17 protein-coding genes are annotated in these 17,046 nt (G+C 64.2%); 8 read left to right on the top strand and 9 right to left on the bottom strand.

Features of this window, described 5'->3' with window-relative positions:
• Positions 1-173: 173 nt before the first annotated feature.
• Together D3242_RS19770 and D3242_RS19775 are read left to right on the top strand one after the other, a co-directional pair.
• Positions 174-1,061 carry a DMT family transporter gene (locus D3242_RS19770; RefSeq protein ID WP_064984982.1) on the top strand — a complete coding sequence of 296 codons (888 nt, stop codon included), beginning with the start codon at positions 174-176 and terminating at the stop codon, positions 1,059-1,061.
• Between the two features lie 60 nt (positions 1,062-1,121).
• Positions 1,122-2,030 (top strand): DMT family transporter, encoded by a 909-nt coding sequence (locus D3242_RS19775; protein WP_064984985.1) that lies wholly within the window; start codon positions 1,122-1,124, stop codon positions 2,028-2,030.
• A gap of 217 nt (positions 2,031-2,247) precedes the next feature.
• On the opposite strand, the gene D3242_RS19780 is transcribed toward D3242_RS19775, so the two are convergent.
• Complete coding sequence (locus D3242_RS19780; protein WP_064984987.1) at positions 2,248-3,111, bottom strand: LysR substrate-binding domain-containing protein; 864 nt, start codon at positions 3,109-3,111, stop codon at positions 2,248-2,250.
• 114 nt (positions 3,112-3,225) lie between these two features.
• On the opposite strand from D3242_RS19780, the gene D3242_RS19785 reads away from it, so the two are divergent.
• Together D3242_RS19785 and D3242_RS19790 are read left to right on the top strand one after the other, a co-directional pair.
• A complete protein-coding gene (locus tag D3242_RS19785) occupies positions 3,226-3,633 on the top strand; it encodes a tautomerase family protein (RefSeq protein ID WP_019857248.1) in 408 nt (135 codons plus the stop codon).
• Positions 3,634-3,771: 138 nt separating this feature from the next.
• Positions 3,772-5,994 carry an AMP-binding protein gene (locus D3242_RS19790; protein WP_064984989.1) on the top strand — a complete coding sequence of 741 codons (2,223 nt, stop codon included), beginning with the start codon at positions 3,772-3,774 and terminating at the stop codon, positions 5,992-5,994.
• A gap of 27 nt (positions 5,995-6,021) precedes the next feature.
• Here D3242_RS19790 and D3242_RS19795 read toward each other — a convergent pair whose 3' ends face one another.
• Positions 6,022-6,840 (bottom strand): CDP-alcohol phosphatidyltransferase family protein, encoded by an 819-nt coding sequence (locus D3242_RS19795; protein WP_019857246.1) that lies wholly within the window; start codon positions 6,838-6,840, stop codon positions 6,022-6,024.
• A 3-nt stretch (positions 6,841-6,843) separates the two neighbouring features.
• Positions 6,844-7,542: a phosphatidylserine decarboxylase gene (locus tag D3242_RS19800; RefSeq protein WP_019857245.1), complete on the bottom strand. Its 699-nt coding sequence runs from the start codon at positions 7,540-7,542 to the stop codon at positions 6,844-6,846.
• A gap of 330 nt (positions 7,543-7,872) precedes the next feature.
• Between D3242_RS19800 and D3242_RS19805 the strand changes: the two genes are divergently transcribed.
• Complete coding sequence (locus D3242_RS19805) at positions 7,873-8,739, top strand: SMP-30/gluconolactonase/LRE family protein (RefSeq protein WP_064984991.1); 867 nt, start codon at positions 7,873-7,875, stop codon at positions 8,737-8,739.
• Here D3242_RS19805 and D3242_RS19810 read toward each other — a convergent pair.
• From D3242_RS19810 to D3242_RS19825, 4 genes are all read right to left on the bottom strand, one after another.
• Positions 8,736-9,083, bottom strand: coding sequence for an antibiotic biosynthesis monooxygenase family protein (locus tag D3242_RS19810; protein ID WP_064984993.1), 348 nt, complete (start codon positions 9,081-9,083; stop codon positions 8,736-8,738). The two genes, D3242_RS19805 and D3242_RS19810, sit on opposite strands and share 4 nt — an antisense overlap.
• An 87-nt stretch (positions 9,084-9,170) precedes the next feature.
• Complete coding sequence (locus D3242_RS19815; protein ID WP_019857240.1) at positions 9,171-11,054, bottom strand: ABCB family ABC transporter ATP-binding protein/permease; 1,884 nt, start codon at positions 11,052-11,054, stop codon at positions 9,171-9,173.
• A 25-nt stretch (positions 11,055-11,079) separates the two neighbouring features.
• Positions 11,080-11,427 carry an ArsR/SmtB family transcription factor gene (locus D3242_RS19820; RefSeq protein WP_038645685.1) on the bottom strand — a complete coding sequence of 116 codons (348 nt, stop codon included), beginning with the start codon at positions 11,425-11,427 and terminating at the stop codon, positions 11,080-11,082.
• A gap of 67 nt (positions 11,428-11,494) precedes the next feature.
• Positions 11,495-12,427, bottom strand: a complete 933-nt coding sequence (locus D3242_RS19825; RefSeq protein WP_038645683.1) for a LysR family transcriptional regulator — start codon at positions 12,425-12,427, stop codon at positions 11,495-11,497.
• Between the two features lie 93 nt (positions 12,428-12,520).
• Between D3242_RS19825 and D3242_RS19830 the strand changes: the two genes are divergently transcribed.
• Positions 12,521-13,318 (top strand): NAD(P)H-dependent oxidoreductase, encoded by a 798-nt coding sequence (locus D3242_RS19830; protein WP_064984994.1) that lies wholly within the window; start codon positions 12,521-12,523, stop codon positions 13,316-13,318.
• A gap of 13 nt (positions 13,319-13,331) precedes the next feature.
• Here D3242_RS19830 and D3242_RS19835 read toward each other — a convergent pair whose 3' ends face one another.
• Positions 13,332-14,807 carry a LysM peptidoglycan-binding domain-containing protein gene (locus tag D3242_RS19835; RefSeq protein WP_064984996.1) on the bottom strand — a complete coding sequence of 492 codons (1,476 nt, stop codon included), beginning with the start codon at positions 14,805-14,807 and terminating at the stop codon, positions 13,332-13,334.
• A 142-nt stretch (positions 14,808-14,949) separates the two neighbouring features.
• Here D3242_RS19835 and D3242_RS19840 point away from each other — a divergent pair, with 142 nt between their 5' ends.
• On the top strand, positions 14,950-15,561 hold the full coding sequence (locus D3242_RS19840) for an LOG family protein (protein WP_019857235.1): 612 nt from the start codon (positions 14,950-14,952) through the stop codon (positions 15,559-15,561).
• 35 nt (positions 15,562-15,596) lie between these two features.
• Here the strand turns inward: D3242_RS19840 and D3242_RS19845 are convergent, their stop codons facing one another.
• Positions 15,597-16,487 (bottom strand): LysR substrate-binding domain-containing protein, encoded by an 891-nt coding sequence (locus D3242_RS19845; RefSeq protein WP_019857233.1) that lies wholly within the window; start codon positions 16,485-16,487, stop codon positions 15,597-15,599.
• Between the two features lie 107 nt (positions 16,488-16,594).
• On the opposite strand from D3242_RS19845, the gene D3242_RS19850 reads away from it, so the two are divergent.
• Positions 16,595-16,885, top strand: a complete 291-nt coding sequence (locus D3242_RS19850; RefSeq protein ID WP_019857232.1) for a muconolactone Delta-isomerase family protein — start codon at positions 16,595-16,597, stop codon at positions 16,883-16,885.
• Positions 16,886-17,046: the final 161 nt, after the last annotated feature.

Here is a 17,046-nt window from a genome sequence, read left to right on the forward strand (position 1 = left end):
GCGTCAGGCCGGCTCGCACTCATAAGGACGGTCGCGGTGGCCCCTGCGCCAATGCAAGCTCAGGGCTGGCGTAGCGCGGTGTCGGCTTTCACCCGTATAGCTGGGAGCCGAGGCATGATTTCGCAGAGTCCTCAAGCCATCCCTGTCGCTTCCCGCACCTTTGGTCCGCGCCTATGGCCGATGTCGCCATTCTCGAAACACGCGAAAGGGTTCTCGCTGGCATCCTGCTGACCGGTGCCGCCTATCTCTTGTTTTCGACGCAGGACGCCTCGATCAAGCTGCTGGTCACGGGAATGACGGTCTGGCAGATCATGTTCTACCGCAGCATCACCATTCTTGGCGCCTGCGCGGCAATTGGCGGGCGGCAGCTGTTTGCCGACACGGTGCGCTCGCCGATCGTGCGGCCCATGCTGGTGCGCAGCGCCTTCACCCTTGCCGCCTGGCTCTGTTACTATAGCGCCGCGCGCAGCCTGCAGCTCGCCGAGCTGACCACCGTCTACTACGCAGCGCCGATCATCGTCACCGTGTTTTCGGTGTTCCTGCTCGGCGAAAAGGTGCCGATGTTGCGCTGGCTGGCGGTTTTGATCGGTTTTGCCGGCGTCTTCGTCGCTTGCGACCCGACCCATCTCGGCCTGTCCGTGCCGGTGCTGCTGGTGCTTGCGGCCGCCCTCTTGTGGGCCATTGCCATCGTGCTCCTGCGCAAGACAGCGCTTGCCGAACGCTCGATGATCCAGCTTCTCCTCAATAACTTCTATTTCCTGCTGTTTTCGGCGGTGCCGGCGCTGTTGTGGTGGCATACGCCTGGTCTGGCCCAGTTGCTGCTTCTTGCCAGCGTCGGCGCGCTTGGCGGCCTGGCGCAATACCTCCTCTTCGAAGGCATGAAGCGTACGCCGACATCGATCCTCGCGCCTCTCGAATACAGCTCGCTGTTGTGGGCGTTCGCGCTCGGCTTCGCGATCTGGGGCGACGTGCCGCGCCGCGAAGTGTTCCTGGGTGCCGCCCTGATCATCGCCGCCGGGCTGCTGATTGTCGGCGGCGAGCATTTCCGCAAGCGGCTGTGATGCGGATGGCGCTCACTGCTGACCCTACGATGTCAGCACCGGACGGGGTAGGTTGCCGGCATGACTGAAGTCGCAGCCGCCACAACCGAAACCACCGAACGCACGCTTGGCATCATATTGGTGTCGTCATCGGCGGCGGTGTTCGGCCTGACCGGTGTCTTGACCAAGTCGATCCATGCCGATCCGCTGACCATCACCTGTTGGCGCGGCTTTGTCGGCTCGATCCTGATCAGCCTCTATGTGCTGTGGCGCCGCCATCGCTCGGGTAACCGCGGCACGCTGCGGCTTGGCTGGCGCGGTTGGCTGCTGGCGGTGGAAGGCGCGCTGGCCAGTATCGCCTTCATCTCGGCGTTCAAATTCACCTATGTCGCCAATGTCGCGGTTATCTACGCGACGTCGCCCTTCATTGCCGCCCTGCTGGCCTGGGTGCTGGTGCGCGAGCCTTTCCGCCTGCAGACGATGCTCGCGGCGGCCGTGTCGCTGTGCGGCGTAGGCATCATGGTCTGGTCGGGCTTCGGCACCGGCAATGTGTTCGGCGACGGGCTGGCGCTGCTGATGACCGCCGGCAGCGCGCTCTACATGATCATGGTGCGCGCCTTCCGCGACACGCCGGTGGTGTGGGCCGGCGCGGTTTCAGCCTTTCTGCTGTTCATATTCGGCTGGTTCGTCACCGATCCCCTGGCGGTTTCGGCGAGGGACGCTGTTCTGCTCGTCACCTTCGGCGCGTCCTTCGCATTGTCGTCGATCCTGTGGACGGAAGGCGCGCGGCTTATCCCGGCACCCGAATCCGGCCTGCTCGGCTCGGCGGAAGTGCCGTTCGCGATCCTGTTTGCCTTTTTGTTCCTGGCCGAGATACCGCCTGTCGCCAGTATGGTCGGCGGCGCCATCGTACTCTGCGCGGTGTTCGCCCATGCCGGCCGCGACTGGCTGGCAGCCCGCTCGCAGCAGGCAGCGTCAAATATTTCTTAAAAAAGTGACTCAGTCACGGAACCATCATCGGACTCAGACATTATTGGTGTGACGGGCCACCCCCGAGTCCCCCCAAACCCCTCGGCCCGTCCTACTCCCAAGCCGACCGCAAGGTCGGCTTTTTCTTTCTAAATAGGCCCCACCGCAAGGGCGGCCTTTTCTTTGCCAAGGGGGCCCGACCGCAGGTCGGGGTTTCTTGCGATAGGCTGGCGCCAAATCAGCGGGGCGGCTGGGACAGGGCCAAGTTGCCGCTGAGCAGCGCCGCCAGATCGCCCGCGGAAGCATCAGCACCGGCACGCAGCCGGATCGCGAATTCGGCCATCGGAACCGGCGGCAGGCCCAACTCGCGCGACGCTTCGACAATGCCTGAATGGGCAAAGCGCGGGGTTCGCAAGGTCAGCGCAACGCCGGCATTCACCGCGGTGCGCAGTCCGGCCAGGCTGGCGCTGCCGGCGGCGATGCGGTAGCGGCGGCCGGCAGCATCGAGCGCCGCCAGTGCAGCCTCGCGAAACCCGCAATAGGGATCGAGCAGCGCCAGCGGCAATTCTTCCTGCCGCGAGGCCAGCCCTTTCCCAGAACACATCCACATCATCGGTTCACGCAGGACGCCGACCTCGTCCGGCGCGGCCGCCTGGCGCATGACAATCGCCAGATCGAGGCTGCCGGCCTGCAATGCCTGCGCCAGTTCGGCGGAGCGGCCAACCCGCAATTCGATCCTGACGCGCGGATGGCTGGTGGCAAAGGCGCGCAAAAGGTCCGGCAGGCCGCTGTCGGCGAAATCCTGTGTCGTGCCGATGGCGACACGCCCGGCAGCCCGCGCGCCCTTCAGCGCCAGCCACGCCTCACGGTGCGCGGCAAGAATGCGCCTGGCGTGGCCGACGAGGTCCTCGCCGGCCGGCGTCAGGCCGCGCCCCCTGCCTTGCGGCGCCAGCAGCGGCTCGCCGACGATCTCCTCCAGCCGCTGCATCTGGGCGGTCACGGCCGAAGGCGAACGGCCGACCCTGATGGCCGCCTGCGCCAGCGAACCGCTGTCGACAAAAGCGAGGAAGGTTTTGAGCAGATCCGGATCGAGCGCTTCCATAGTTCGATAATATCGAATCTTTATTTCAAAACAATTCGATTTTTTTGACTAAATGACAGTGACATGATCTCTCCAACGGCGGTCAGATGCCGCCAGAATCCAAGGAGATGAAAAATGCCCATCATCAATATCAGCGTCACCGGCAAGCCAGATGCCGCTTTGTCCGCCAGCATCGCCAGGGAAATAACCGAGATCACCGCCACGCAATTGCGCAAGGATCCGACGATCACCGCCGTTGCCGTATCCTATATCGATCCGCAGCACTGGTTCGCCGGCGGCAAATCATTGGCCGAGCATGGCACCAACACGTTCTGGCTGGATATCAAGGTGGTCGACGGCACCAACACCAAACTCGAGTTGGAAGCCTATCTCAAGGCTCTCTTCGATGCCTTCGGTCGCCTGCTGGGCGGCGTGCACGAGGAAAGCTATGCCTTCGTGCATGAAGTGCCGGCAGCCGCCTATGGCTATGGCGGCAAGACGCAGGAGTTCCGCTTCATCAGCGGGCGGTTGAAGGCGGCGTAGGGGTCGTTCCTTCTCCCTCCGGAGGGAGAAGGAACACCGTCTCTTCCCACATTGACCTAGCGCCCACTTGCGCTAGGCTCTGCGCCGACGCGGCCGCGTAAGAGCCGCGATGACAAAGATCGTTGGGAGAGAAGCGGCATGATCCTGACACTGGCGCTGCTTGCGGGTCTCGTTCTGGCCTGGCTGCTGATCGGCGTGGTGGAAAAATTCCGCCTCGGCCTGCGTTTCAGCCAGGCGATGCTCTACGTGCCTTTCAAGCTCGCCTACCGGATCAGCGACAACCGCATCAGGATCGCGCGCAAGGCGCAGGCTCCTGTCATCTACGTCATCTCGCACCAGTCGCGCTTCGAACCGGCGTTGATGCTGTCGCTGCTGCCGGATGACACGCTGCACATTCTGGACGAGGTCTCGGCGCGCTCGCCGTGGCTAGAACCCTGGCGTGAGGTTGGCCGCACGATCGCCTTCAATGCCGAACATCTTTTCGTCAGCCGCCGGCTGGTGCGTGTGCTGAAGGGCAAGGGCCGGCTCGCCGTCTATCTGCCGGATGCGGTCGAGCCTGACGTCAAGACGTTTCGGCTGTTTCGCGCCGTCACTCGCATTGCCATGCAGGCCGACGCCCGCATCGTGCCGATCTTTGTCGCCGGCGCACGGAGCCTGCCGGTTTCCCTGACTCCGGCGGCCAAGGCCCCGCGGCACTGGTTTCCGCAGCTCGCGATGAGCGTGCTGGAGCCGATGACCATCGCCGAACTGGTGGCGCGCAATCCGGACCAGGCCTCGAACACCAATGCGCTGTTCGACCGCGTCGCAGAGGCGCGGCTTTTCGGCAACGACCTCGACCGCGGCCTGTTCCTGGCCATGCGCGATGCCGCGGCCAGGGTCGGCGCCTCGCATCCGATCATCGAGGACGTCATCTCGGGCGCGCTGAGCTACCGCAAGATGTTCATCGGCGCCCGCGTGCTGGGCAGGCGCTTCGAGGCGGTGACGGCGCCAGGCGAGGCGGTGGGAATGATGCTGCCCAACGCCAATGGCGTCGTGCTGTCATTCGTCGGTCTTCTCTCGGCGGGCCGGGTGGCGGCGATGATCAACTACACCGCCGGGCCGGCGAGCGTCACCGCCGCCGTGCGCACGGCCGTCATCCGCACCGTCATCTCCTCGCGCGCCTTCGTCGAGAAGGCCGATCTTGCCGATATCGTCGCCGCGGTCGAGAAGGGCGGCGCCAGGCTGCTGTGGCTGGAAGATGTTCGGGCCAGCGTCACCGCGCTGGACAAGCTTGCCGCCGCCTTGCTGTGGCGCTTGCCGCTGCAGAGGCAGGATGCGGCCAAGCCGGGCGTCATCCTGTTCACCTCGGGCTCGGAAGGTACGCCGAAGGCGGTTGTCCTGTCACAGAAGAACCTTCTCGCCAATGCCATGCAGGCCGAGGCGCGCATCACCATCTCGCCGGCCGATATTCTGCTCAACGTGCTGCCGGTGTTCCATTCCTTCGGCCTGACGGGCGGCACCATCCTGCCGCTGGTCACCGGCGTAAAACTGTTCCTCTACCCCTCGCCGCTCCACTACAAGATCATCCCCGAGATCGCCCGCAAGGTGAAGCCGACGATCATGTTCGGCACCGACACCTTCCTCGCCAACTATGCGCGCACCGCCAAGGATGGCGACTTCTCCAGCCTGCGCTTCGTCGTCGCCGGCGCCGAGGCGGTGAAGCCGGAAACCCGCCGCGTCTATCGCGAGCGCTTCCAGGCCGAGATCATCGAAGGTTTCGGGCTGACCGAGGCGGCACCCGTGGTCGCGGTCAACACCGCCATCCACGGCCGCGATGGTACGGTCGGCCGGCTGTTGCCGGCCATGCGCATGAAGCTGGAGCCGGTCGAGGGCATCTCGGATGCCGGCCAGTTGTGGCTCGACGGACCCAATCTGATGATGGGCTACATGACCTCGGACCGCCCCGGCGAGCTACAGCCGCTGAGCGGCTGGCATGACACCGGCGACATCGTCGCCGTCGACCGCGAAGGCTTCATCAGCATTCGCGGCCGCGCCAAGCGCTTCGCCAAGATCGCCGGCGAGATGGTGTCGCTGGGCGCGGTCGAGATGCTGGTGCAGTCGCTGTGGCCGGAAGAACGCCATGCGGCGGTGGCGGTGCCCGACAAGAGGCGCGGCGAGCGCATCGTGCTGGTCACCACCGCCGACGATGCCAATCCCGAAGAGCTGCGCCAGTTCGGCAAGAAAGCCGGGGCCGCCGAACTCATGGTGCCCAACGACATCGTCAAGGTGGAGGAAATCCCGGTGCTGGGCTCCGGCAAGACCGATTATGTCTCGACCAGAAAGCTGGCGATCGACAGGCTGGGGCGGGGCATTGCGGCCTGAGTCAGATCAAGGACTTCGGCGAACCTTCTAACCTATGTCCGAAGGCGGCACCTTCTCGCCTTCGAGCTTGGCGCGCTTGGAATAGGCGCGCACGGAAAACGGCAGGAAGATCAGATAACCCGCGACCGATGCGGTCAGCGTGTACCAGGGATAGGTCATCAGCAAGAGAATGTAGAGCACGACGGCCAGAATGACCGGCAGCACCCTGTCGCCCGGGATCTTGATGCTCTTGCCGGAATAGACCGGTAGCCGGCTGACCAGCAGGAAAGCGACCAGGACGGTGAAACCGGTGGCGACGAAGGCGACCGGCCGGCTTGGCTCCAGCCCGAGCCTCAGGAAAAACAGATAGAGCGGGAGCATCACCAGCACCGCGCCCGCCGGCGCCGGCACGCCGACGAAATATTCCGACTGCCACAGCGGACGCTCGGCCTTCTCGTCGTCGAGCACGTTGAAGCGCGCGAGCCTGAGCCCGCAGGCGATGGCGAACAGAAGGGCGGCGATCCACCCGGGCGAGCCGGCGCGGTCGAGCAGAAAGGCATAAAGCACCAAGGCCGGCGCGACTCCGAAATTGACGATGTCGGCGAGCGAATCCATCTGCGCGCCGAATTTGGAGGTCGCCTTCAGCATCCGCGCCAGGCGGCCGTCGATGCCATCGAGAAAGGCGGCCAGCAGCACCATCACAACCGCCGTCTCGAAGCGGTCCTCGAAGGCAAAACGGATGCCGGACAGGCCGGCGCAGATGGCCAGAACGGTGACCAGATTGGGCAGCACCATGCGCATCGGGATCTCGCGGATGCGCGGACCGCCGCTGGCATGGGCCTCGAACTTCTTGAACGGCGCGCCCAAGGCTCAGGAAATCCTGACCAGCGGGGTGCCGGCGACGCCGCCGAATTCGGCGAGCACGGTTTCACCGCCGACGGCCGTCTGGCCAACGGCGACGCGTGGCGTCGCGGTCAAAGGCAGGAACACGTCGACACGCGAGCCGAAGCGGATCAGGCCGAAACGCTCGCCAGTGCCGATCGAGCCGCCGGCCTCGGCCCAGCAGACGATGCGGCGCGCCACCAGGCCGGCGATCTGGACGGCCGCCACCGTGCCGTTGGGGCTTTCGATGACCAGGCCGTTGCGTTCGTTCTCGGTGCTGGCCTTGTCGAGTTCGGCGTTGAGGAATTTTCCCGGCCGATGCTCGATCTTGGCGATGCGGCCGCGCACGGGCGAGCGGTTCACATGGCAGGAAAAGACGTTCATGAACACCGAGATGCGGGTCATCTCGACATTGCCGAGGCCAAGCTCGCGCGGCGGCACGGCCGGCCCTACAGCCGAGATAATGCCATCGGCGGGGCTCACGACCAAGCGGTCATCGACCGGCGTGACGCGTTCGGGATCGCGGAAGAAATAGACGCACCAGGCGGTCAGGATCAGGCCGATCCAGAACAGGACCGAGGAGAAATAGCCAAGGAAAAGTGTGCCCGCGCCAAAGGCCGCGATGAAGGGATAGCCCTCGCGATGGATCGGTACGAACGCGTTCTTGACCGTATCGACAAGGCTCATCGGGCTAGGCCGGGCTCCGTTTCAGGTCGGGCCTCAATAGCTGAAAGCCCCCTTCGCCGCAACGCAACAATCGGCGACGCCGCATTCGTTGCGGCTGGCGGGCGTGACGATGGGCTACAGTACCTGCAAAATACTGGCGGCGCGGTCAACACCCGCCGGCGCCGATACCGATGACAACGAACAAGCCACCGTGATGCGGTGCCAGCGCCCTATCGGCAACTTTTCCTAAACGAAATAACAAAGCGGCTGTCGGAAAGAAGCCCCCTCGCCCGTCCTTGGTGAGACATCCAAGGCTTTCAGCCATGATGACGCGCAACAAGGAGTTCCGTAATGCGGATACAATCGGTCACCCCGGCGCGTCTCGTTAGTGCTGGCCTCGCCTTCGGGGAATCGCCGCGCTGGCATGACGGACGCCTGTGGGTCTGCAACTGGGGCACCGGCGAGATCATGGCGATCGATGCCGACGGCAATCGCGAAATCATGCTCACTGTGCCGGCCGTCCTGCCCTATTCCATCGACTGGCTGCCGGATGGGCGGCTGCTGGTCGTCTCAGGCCGGGAAGGCTTGCTGCTGCGACAGGAGGTCGATGGCAGGCTCGTCACCCATGCCGATCTGCGCGGCCTGTCGAAAAGCCCGTGGAACGAGATCGTCGTCGATGGGCGCGGCAACATCTATGTCAATGGCGGCGGGCCGGCGCCGGCTGCCGGTGAGTATTTCGGCCCGGGCACCATCGTGCTGATCATGCCGGACGGCGCGGTCCGGCAAGTGGCTGACAACATCGCCTTTGCCAACGGCATGGCGGTGACGCCGGACAACAAGACGCTGATCCTTGCCGAATCCCATGGCAACCGGCTGACCGCCTTCGATATCGCCGCCGACGGCAGCCTGTCCAACCGGCGCGTGTGGGCCGACCTCGACGGCTATCCCGACGGCATCTGCCTCGATGCCGAAGGCGCGGTCTGGTACGCGGATGTTCCCAACAAGCACTGCGTACGGGTGCGTGAAGGCGGCGAGGTGCTGCAGACCGTCACCGTCGATCGCGGCTGCTTTGCCTGCATGCTGGGCGGCGCGGACAGGAGGACGCTGTTCATCGTCGCCGCCGAGTGGCGCGGCTTCGAGCACATGGTCAGCGACGCCCGCACCGGCCAGGTGCTGAGCTTGGAGGCGCCGGCACCTGGCGTGGGCTGGCCGGGCTAGAGCCCGGGAATCCGCTGATAGGTGGCGATGTCGGCCCGCACGCCGAGGCGCGCGATCGTCTCCTGCGGACTGAAGGCGATGCGCTCATGCGCGGCCTTGACGATCGGAACGACCTTGTCGACGGCCGCCTGGCTTTCCCATTCGACGATCGTCACCAGGTTGAATTCGCCTGGCCCCGAAAATTGCTCGAGCAGGAAATCCTGCACGAACCCCTGCTGCTGGCGCAGCAATTCATGCGTCGTCTTGACCTTGACGAGGATCTCCTTGCGGGCGGCGGCCGGGACGACGAACTTGTCCACCCTGAACACGCTGCCGCCGTTAACGTTCTGATTTATGCCGTTCATTTCGATTGTTCCGTTCCTGGATAATGGCGTTTTCGGGCTCCACGAAAGGCGTACAATCTCAACTTAAGTTGAGGTCAAGCGAAAAAATCAATTGACCTCCGACGTCCGCCGGCGAACGACAACACCGAGCTCGTCGCCCTCGCGGGCAAGGCGCAGGCGCTCCTCGGCTTCGGTCGCCTCGCGCTGGCGGTCCCACATCGAGGCATAGAGGCCATGCTTGCGCATCAGCTCGACATGGGTGCCGCGTTCGGCGATCTGGCCGTCCTTGAGCACGATGATCTCATCGGCGGAAATCACCGTCGACAGGCGGTGGGCAATGACAATGGTGGTGCGGCCCTTGCTGACAAGATCGAGCGCGGCCTGGATCTCCTGCTCGGTGTGGCTGTCCAACGCCGAAGTCGCTTCGTCGAGCATCAGGATCGGCGGCGCCTTCAGGATGGTGCGGGCGATCGCCACGCGCTGCTTTTCGCCGCCGGAAAGCTTCAGCCCGCGTTCGCCGACCATCGATTTGTAGCCGTCTGGCAGCTTTTCGATGAACGGCCCGATCTGGGCGAGTTCGGCGGCCTTGCGCACTTCCTCCTCGCTCGCGCCGACGCGGCCGTAGCGGATGTTGTAGGCGATGGTGTCGTTGAACAGCACCGTGTCCTGCGGCACCATGCCGAGCACCGCGCGCAGGCTGTCCTGGGTGACATCCCGGATGTCCTGGCCGTCGATCAGCACCTGGCCGGCCTGCACGTCGTAGAAACGGAACAGCAGTCGCGAGATGGTCGACTTGCCGGCGCCCGAAGGCCCGACAATGGCGACCGTCTTGCCGGCCGGCACCTCGAAGGAAACACCCTTCAGGATCTTGCGGTTCGGATCATAGGAAAAATGCACGTCGCGGAACTCGACCTTGCCCGCGCCGACGGTGAGCGGCTTGGCGTCCGGCTTGTCGACGATCTCCTGCGGCACGTCGAGCAGGTCGAACATGTGCTCGATATCGGTAAGGCCCTGGCGAATTTCACGGTAGATGAAGCCGATGAAGTTGAGCGGCACGGAAAGCTGCACCAGCATGGCGTTGATGAAGACGAAATCGCCGACGGTTTGCGTATGGGCCTGCACCTCCAGCGCCGACATGCACATGACGACGACCGTGCCGAGGCCGAAGATGACGCCCTGGCCAAAATTCAGCCAGCCGAGCGAGGTCCAGGTCTTGGTGGCGGCGACCTCGTAGCGCGCCATCGAACGGTCGAAGCGGTCGGCTTCCATGCGCTCATTGGTGAAGTACTTGACCGTCTCGAAATTGAGCAGAGAGTCGATCGCCTTGGTGTTGGCGTCGGTGTCGCTGTCATTCATGTCGCGGCGAATCGAGATGCGCCAGTCGCTGGCCTTGACCGTGAACCAGACGTAGAGCCAGACGGTGATTGCCACGACGGCCACATATTTCCAGCCATAGGTGAAACCGAATATGCCTGCGGTCAGCGCGAATTCGAGGATGGTCGGCGCGGTGTTGAGCATGATGAAGCGCACGATCGTCTCGATGCCCTTGGTGCCGCGCTCGATGATGCGCGACAGACCGCCGGTGCGGCGCTCCAGATGGAAGCGAAGCGACAGCTGGTGCATGTGAACGAAGGTGCGGAACGCAAGCTGGCGCACCGCATGCTGGCCGACGCGGGCAAACAGCGCGTCGCGCAACTGGTTGAAGCCAAGCTGAACCAGCCTCAGCACATTGTAGGCGACGACCAGCATCACCGGGGCAAGCATGAAAGATGGCAGCGGCGGCGGCGTCTTGAAGCCGCCCGCCAGCGCATCGGTTGCCCATTTAAAGAAATAGGGACCGGCGACCAGCGTTAGCTTGGCGACGACCAGCAGCAGCGTCGCCCAAGTCACGCGCGCCCTGAGATCGGCGCGCTCGGCTGGCCACATATAGGGCCACAAATTGCGCAATGTCGTCAGCGTTGAGGTGTCGGCGGAGACGGTTTTTTCGACCACTTTTCTTGCCTTTTGGGTGAGAGGGTCAGCGGCCGGAGCAGCAGGAATTGACGAGGGCGTTCAACGATGCCGATACATCGGCAAGGGCTGCGCGATCAACGGCATAGCGCGAGCGCTGACGGTCGGACTCGAAGCGGACCAGACCGGCCTCGACCAGAATTTTCAGATGCTGGGACACGGTGGACTGCGCCAGATCGAAACGGTCGACGACCTCGCGGCAGCAGCAGGAATTGCTGGCCGAGAGATGTTTCAGTATCTCGATCCGGGCCGGATGCGACAACGCCGAAAATCGCGCCGCGACGGCGTGGCTATCCGAGCCGCGGTTGGGTAGAGCGCCGGCAGCGCGGTCTGTTTCAAGGGCGGATTCGGTCATCGTTCATCGGCGATAAACGATGGACGGCACCGCCGCAAGCTACTCTTCCGGGCAGATCGGACGGCAGCTAATGCTCCGGGAGGGATTTCTCGATCCCTGGAATAGCGGCAATCTGTTCAACCAGAAACTCAACCAGCAAGCGGACCCTTGCGACGCCTGCGCGCTCCGGGACGATCAACATGTTCAACGGAACGGACGGCAGCGAATAATCCGCCAGTATCGTCTCGAGCAAGCCCGCAGCCAGAAGATCGTCCACAAGCCATCGATGCGCCGGCGCGATCCCCCGAGCGGCGATCATGGCCTGCCGCGCGGCAAGTCCATGATCGATCCGCAGCCGCCCGGCGAAAGGCACCGTGTGGCGTTCGCCGCCGGCGCCTTGCAAAACAAGCGTTTCGCTGCCCGCCACGTTCGACATCCGGATGCCCTCATGGCGGGACAGATCCGAAGGGACGGTCGGTCTTCCCCGCGCCGCCAGATAGTCAGGAGAGGCCACGAGCAGACGCCGCGACTGGCCGAGGGTCCTCAGCTTCAACGAACTGTCCGTGAGCGGCCCCAGCCGAAGTGCGATATCGACACCCTCGCGGACGAGGTCCACCCGTTCATCGGTGAGGCTGAGGTCCACTCCAATGTCGGGATGACGGTCCTGAAAAGCGAAGATCAGGCGGCTGACGTGCAAGACACCGAAAGCCGCCGTACAGCTTATCCGGATCGTGCCGGCGGGCGCGCCGCGCGTGCCCCGGGCCTCATCGCTGGCCTGTTCGACGAGGCGCAGGATCTGAACGCTATTGGCATAATAGCGGCTGCCTTCGGCGGTCATCGTGACCCGCCGGGTCGTTCGGCTGAGCAAAGGCACGCCGACCGCTTCTTCGAGCTCCCGAACGTGCCGCGTGATCGTTGACTGCCCGACACCAAGCTCCCGCGCGACGGCCGACAGGCTGCCACGCTCGGCGACGCGAACGAAGCTGCGCATGCGCTCGAATGTAATGTCTGATTTATCCATTATTCGGCACAATGTTATGCATTACCTGCATATAGTGGATCATATCACCGTTGGCTACGTTTGCGTCAGTTTCCTCAATACCGGATCTGACCCATGAAAGTTCTGCTTGTCTTCGCCCATCCTGAATCACGCTCGCTGAGCGGCGCCCTTCGTGATGTCGCTATCAGGGAACTCGAGGCTCAAGGGCATGAGGTTCGCGTATCGGACCTGTACGCCGAAGGCTGGAAATCCGAAATCGATCGCGCCGACTTCCCGTCGCTGGAACCCGATGCGCGGCTCATCCCGGTCGTGGCTTCCAAGAAGGGTTTCGAGGCCAACACGCTAACCGCAGATGTAAAGGCGGAGATCGAGAAGCTGCTGTGGGCCGACACCTTGATCCTGCAGTTCCCGCTCTGGTGGTTCGCCATGCCGGCAATCCTCAAGGGTTGGGTCGACCGTGTGGTCGCCTATGGATTCGCCTATGGCGTTGGTGAGCATAGCGATCGGCGCTGGGGCGATCGCTATGGCGAGGGCACCCTTGTCGGGAAACGCGCCATGTTGATGGTGACCGCAGGAGGCTGGGAGGAGCACTACGCGCCACGCGGGATCAACGGCCCCATCGACGATCTGCTGTTCCCGATCAATCACGGGATCCTCTACTACCCCGGATACGACGTACTTCCGCCGTTCGTCGTCTACCAGGTCGATCGTCTCGACGAGACCGGCTTCGAACCCGTGGCTGAACGGCTGCGTGAGAGGATGCGGACGCTGGCGACGACGGCGCCCATCCCATACCGTCGGCAAAATGGCGGAGATTATCTCATTCCGAGCATGAATCTCCGCCCTGAACTGGGCGATCCCGGGGCAAACGGTTTCGCGCTTCACTCCAACCAAGCAGGCGATGTCAGCTGATCGATGCGGGCTCCTACTGCTTCTTAGTCGGCGCCGTCGTCGCCTGCTCGCCCATTGCCTTGAGGTCGGCGGCTTCGCCTTCCTTGGACTTTTCCGGGACCTTGAACACCTGGCCGGGCCAGATGTGGTCGGGATCCCTGATCTGGTCCTGGTTGGCGAGATAGATGGTGGAATAGCGCACGCCGTGGCCGTAGACGCGTCGCGAAATCCGCCACAGCGTGTCGTTGCGGCGGATAATCACGGCGCCGTCGGCATGTTCGAGCTTGGGCGCTACGGCCTCCGGCACGTCGCTTGGCGGCGTGGTGGCAGCGACAACGGCCGGAGCCTCCGCAGCGGGCGCTGCCGGTGCGGCAGGTGCTTCGGCGGCTGCCGGTGCGGCTGGCTTGGTCTCAGCTGGCTTGGCATCCGCCGGCTTGGTCCCGGCAGGCGCCACGGCGGCAACCGCTTCGCCCGGCTCGCGCTCGAACGGCACCGCGGCGCGGGCCACGACCTTTACGCCGTCGGCATCGAGGCCGTCGACATGGATGGTGTAGCTGCCGACTGGAATGTCGCGCGTCGCTTCGATGAGGAAATGACCGTCCGGCGATGTCAGCGCGTCACCGAGCAGGATGTCGTTGGCATAGGCGCGCACCTTGCGGCCCGGATCGGCGAGACCGGCGACGAAGATCTTGTTGCCGTCGATCTCGACCGCCTCGACGACGATCTTGGGTCCGGCCACGGCGGCGGGCGGTGTCGCCGGCGCGGCGGGCGCCGGAGCGGCAGTTGCGGGCGCTTGAGCGGCCGGAGCTGGCGCCGGTGCAGCCGGAGCGGCAGCCTGGTCGCCGGTGGCAGGTGCTGCCGGTTTGGTCTCGGGCGCGGGAACCGTCAGCAGTTCGGCCGGCTTGCCCGGCTCCTCGACCATGGCCAGCACCTGGCCGGCGGCATTCTTGGGAACCGAAACGACAGCGGTCTGCACCGAGACGGTTACGACCGTGCCGACGGTCGAATGCAGGGTAATCGTATAGTCGCCAGGCTTCAGCGGATCGTCGAGCACGATGACAAAGGCGCCATCGGGACCCGCCATAGTCGAGCCAAGCACCGTCGTGCCGCTCAGGATCTCGACCTTTGAATTGGGCGCTGCATTGCCGGCAATGACGATCGAGCCATTGCCCTCGACGCGCACGACATCGAAAGTCGGCGCGGTCGGGCCGGCCGCTGCGGGTGCGGCCGGTGCAGGCGCTGCCGGAGCTGTAGCCTCTGTCGCGGGCGCGGCTGGAGCAGTCGCCTGAGGCGCCGCGGCGGGAGCGGCCGGCACAGCCGGCGCCGGCAGTCGCCCTTCCGTGCCGGTATCAGCCGGTTTCGGCGCCTCGGGCGGCGTCGAGGCCGCGACCTTCGCCGGCGGCGTTGGATGAAGATACGGGTCGAGTGCGCCCGATATGTAGGCAGTTCCCGCGGCCGCGACGGTCCCACCCGCCGCGAACAGGAACGCCTTCAATGGATTAATTGCCATATTTCCCTACCCCTTAGCCACCTAATGCCGGTCTAGCGTGTTTTGCCAATGCCGACAAGAAAAACGGGCAGTCAAGAAAAAGCTCAGCTTGTCAACCCTTAGGGCTTGACCACGCTTTCAGACCCAATCACCAATCATCAGCATGAACACGATTCGATCCGTCTGCGTCTATTGCGGCTCGTCTCCGGGCCGCAATGAAATCTATGCCAAGGCCGGGCACCTGCTTGGACGCTCGATTGCCAAAGCGGGCCTGCGGCTGATCTATGGCGGCGGCACCAAAGGCATTATGGGCGCCGTCGCAGAAGGCGCGCTCAAGGCCGGCGGCAAGGTGACCGGCATCATTCCCCGCTTCCTGATCAACAGAGAAGCAACCGAAACCGCGCTCGACCGGCTCGACGAGTTGCTGGTCACCGACAACATGCACGAGCGCAAGCATAAGATGTTCGAGAAATCCGACGCCTTTGTGGCGCTGCCTGGCGGCATCGGCACAGTCGAGGAAATCGTCGAGATCATGACCTGGGCGCAACTCGGCCATCACCGCAAGCCGATCGTCTTCGCCAATATCAACGGATTCTGGGACCCGATGACGGCGTTGCTTGATCACATGACGGCAGAGGGCTTCATCCACACCGCGCAACGGGTCAAGCCGCTGGTCGTCAACGATCCGGAGGCCATCGTCGCCGCCATCATGGTGGCAGGCTCCTCCGTCGACGCCCCGACCGAGGGTGTGCAGTCGGTGATAGACAAGATGTAGGGAATAGGCAGTGGGGAATAGGGCCTGCCTACTGCCTACTGCCTACTGCCTACTGCCTTCCGCAAATCCCCAATCACCGGGCGCTCATCCTGCCGGCGCCAGGCGAGGTAAATCGCCACGCTGCGCTTGAACCAGGGAAGGTCGCGGAAGACTATTCCCGGCGGCGCGGCGCTTCGCAGGCTTTCCTGCACCGTCGCCAGGCCCAGTCCGGCGCTGACCAGGCCGAGCGAGGTCAAGGGATCGGCGGTCTCATAGGCGATGTCGGGCACGAAGCCGGCCTCGATGCAAGCGGCCAGGAACTGGCCGCGGTTGGTGTCGGCGGGCTGGCGCACCACCGTGATCCACGGGCGTCCGTCGAGATGATGCGGGCCGATGTCGGCGACATCCGTAAGCGCATCGCCCTCGGGTATCGCCAGCACCAGCGGCTCGCGGCGGACCAGCATCGAGGCAATTTCAGGATAGTCGGCCGGCGGCGGTGAATAGACCAGGCCGAGATCGAGCGTGCGCTGGCGCAGCCCTTCCAGTTGCGCGGCAGAGCGCAGGCTCATCAGGCTGAGATGCAATTGCGGCCGCTCGCGGCGGAATTGCCTGAGCATATCGGCGACCAGCCTGGCATGCACTGCGCCCTCGACATAGCCGATGGCGAGACGGCCGACCGCGCCGCTGGCAAGGCTGCGGCCGAACTCCTCCACGCGCCGCGCATTGGCAATCAGAGCGCGGGCCTCGGCGAGGAAGGCTCGGCCCTCGGCGTTGAGATGAACCCGCTGCTTTGCCCGTTCGAACAGAGTGACGCCCAGTTGCTCCTCGAGCTGCATGATCCGCCGGCTGAGTGGCGATTGCGAGATGTGCAGGATCTCGGCGGCGCGACCGACATTGCCGGTTTCGGCGACGGTGATGAAGTAGCGGAGCTGGCGCAGGTCGAACACTTTTTCTCCGACGATTTAGTCCTTTCAGGTCTGAACTCTATCCTAATCAGTCTTGGACAGTCTGACCAGCCGCAGGGATAGTCGGCCACCAACCAAAGGAGACCCACATGCAGTTCTTCGCCCTTCTCACCCGCAACACCGCAAAGTTCAGTGACGCTGACTTTGCACCGCTTCTGCCCGGCGAAGCCGAACAGCGCCGCACGCTCTACGCCGAAGGTGCCGTGCGCCAGGTCTGGAACCGTGGCGACATCCCCGGCAGCGGCATGATGTTCGAGGCGGCCGACGACACCGAAGTGCGCGGCTACCTCGCCACCTTGCCGCTGATCAAGGCCGGCATGATGGACGTCACCGCGATCGTGCCCCTCAACCCCTATCCCGGGTTTGGGCCGAAGCGCTGAGTTACCCCCAATCGCAATGCGGTGGCGGTGAAGGTGCCGCCATCGCGCTTCCCTGCTCGACACACTGTGATCGACTGTCAAGAAACTGTCACACGAAACCGGCTTCCCGCATGCTAAGACCTTGCAGTGAGCCGGTTGCGCGGTTCGTTGCTTGGACCATC

Source organism: Mesorhizobium jarvisii (assembly GCF_003601985.1).
GTDB classification, from domain to species: domain Bacteria; phylum Pseudomonadota; class Alphaproteobacteria; order Rhizobiales; family Rhizobiaceae; genus Mesorhizobium; species Mesorhizobium jarvisii.

Excerpts from the sequence above, each read along its gene's own strand:
- D3242_RS19820 (WP_038645685.1), bottom strand. The coding sequence starts at position 11,427 with ATGACCGAATCCGCCCTTGAAACAGACCGCGCTGCCGGCGCTCTACCC.
- D3242_RS19780 (WP_064984987.1), bottom strand. The coding sequence starts at position 3,111 with ATGGAAGCGCTCGATCCGGATCTGCTCAAAACCTTCCTCGCTTTTGTC.
- D3242_RS19790 (WP_064984989.1), top strand. The coding sequence starts at position 3,772 with ATGATCCTGACACTGGCGCTGCTTGCGGGTCTCGTTCTGGCCTGGCTG.
- D3242_RS19785 (WP_019857248.1), top strand. The coding sequence starts at position 3,226 with ATGCCCATCATCAATATCAGCGTCACCGGCAAGCCAGATGCCGCTTTG.
- D3242_RS19850 (WP_019857232.1), top strand. The coding sequence starts at position 16,595 with ATGCAGTTCTTCGCCCTTCTCACCCGCAACACCGCAAAGTTCAGTGAC.
- D3242_RS19810 (WP_064984993.1), bottom strand. The coding sequence starts at position 9,083 with ATGAACGGCATAAATCAGAACGTTAACGGCGGCAGCGTGTTCAGGGTG.
- D3242_RS19840 (WP_019857235.1), top strand. The coding sequence starts at position 14,950 with ATGAACACGATTCGATCCGTCTGCGTCTATTGCGGCTCGTCTCCGGGC.
- D3242_RS19830 (WP_064984994.1), top strand. The coding sequence starts at position 12,521 with ATGAAAGTTCTGCTTGTCTTCGCCCATCCTGAATCACGCTCGCTGAGC.
- D3242_RS19775 (WP_064984985.1), top strand. The coding sequence starts at position 1,122 with ATGACTGAAGTCGCAGCCGCCACAACCGAAACCACCGAACGCACGCTT.
- D3242_RS19825 (WP_038645683.1), bottom strand. The coding sequence starts at position 12,427 with ATGGATAAATCAGACATTACATTCGAGCGCATGCGCAGCTTCGTTCGC.
- D3242_RS19770 (WP_064984982.1), top strand. The coding sequence starts at position 174 with ATGGCCGATGTCGCCATTCTCGAAACACGCGAAAGGGTTCTCGCTGGC.
- D3242_RS19835 (WP_064984996.1), bottom strand. The coding sequence starts at position 14,807 with ATGGCAATTAATCCATTGAAGGCGTTCCTGTTCGCGGCGGGTGGGACC.
- D3242_RS19800 (WP_019857245.1), bottom strand. The coding sequence starts at position 7,542 with ATGAGCCTTGTCGATACGGTCAAGAACGCGTTCGTACCGATCCATCGC.
- D3242_RS19805 (WP_064984991.1), top strand. The coding sequence starts at position 7,873 with ATGCGGATACAATCGGTCACCCCGGCGCGTCTCGTTAGTGCTGGCCTC.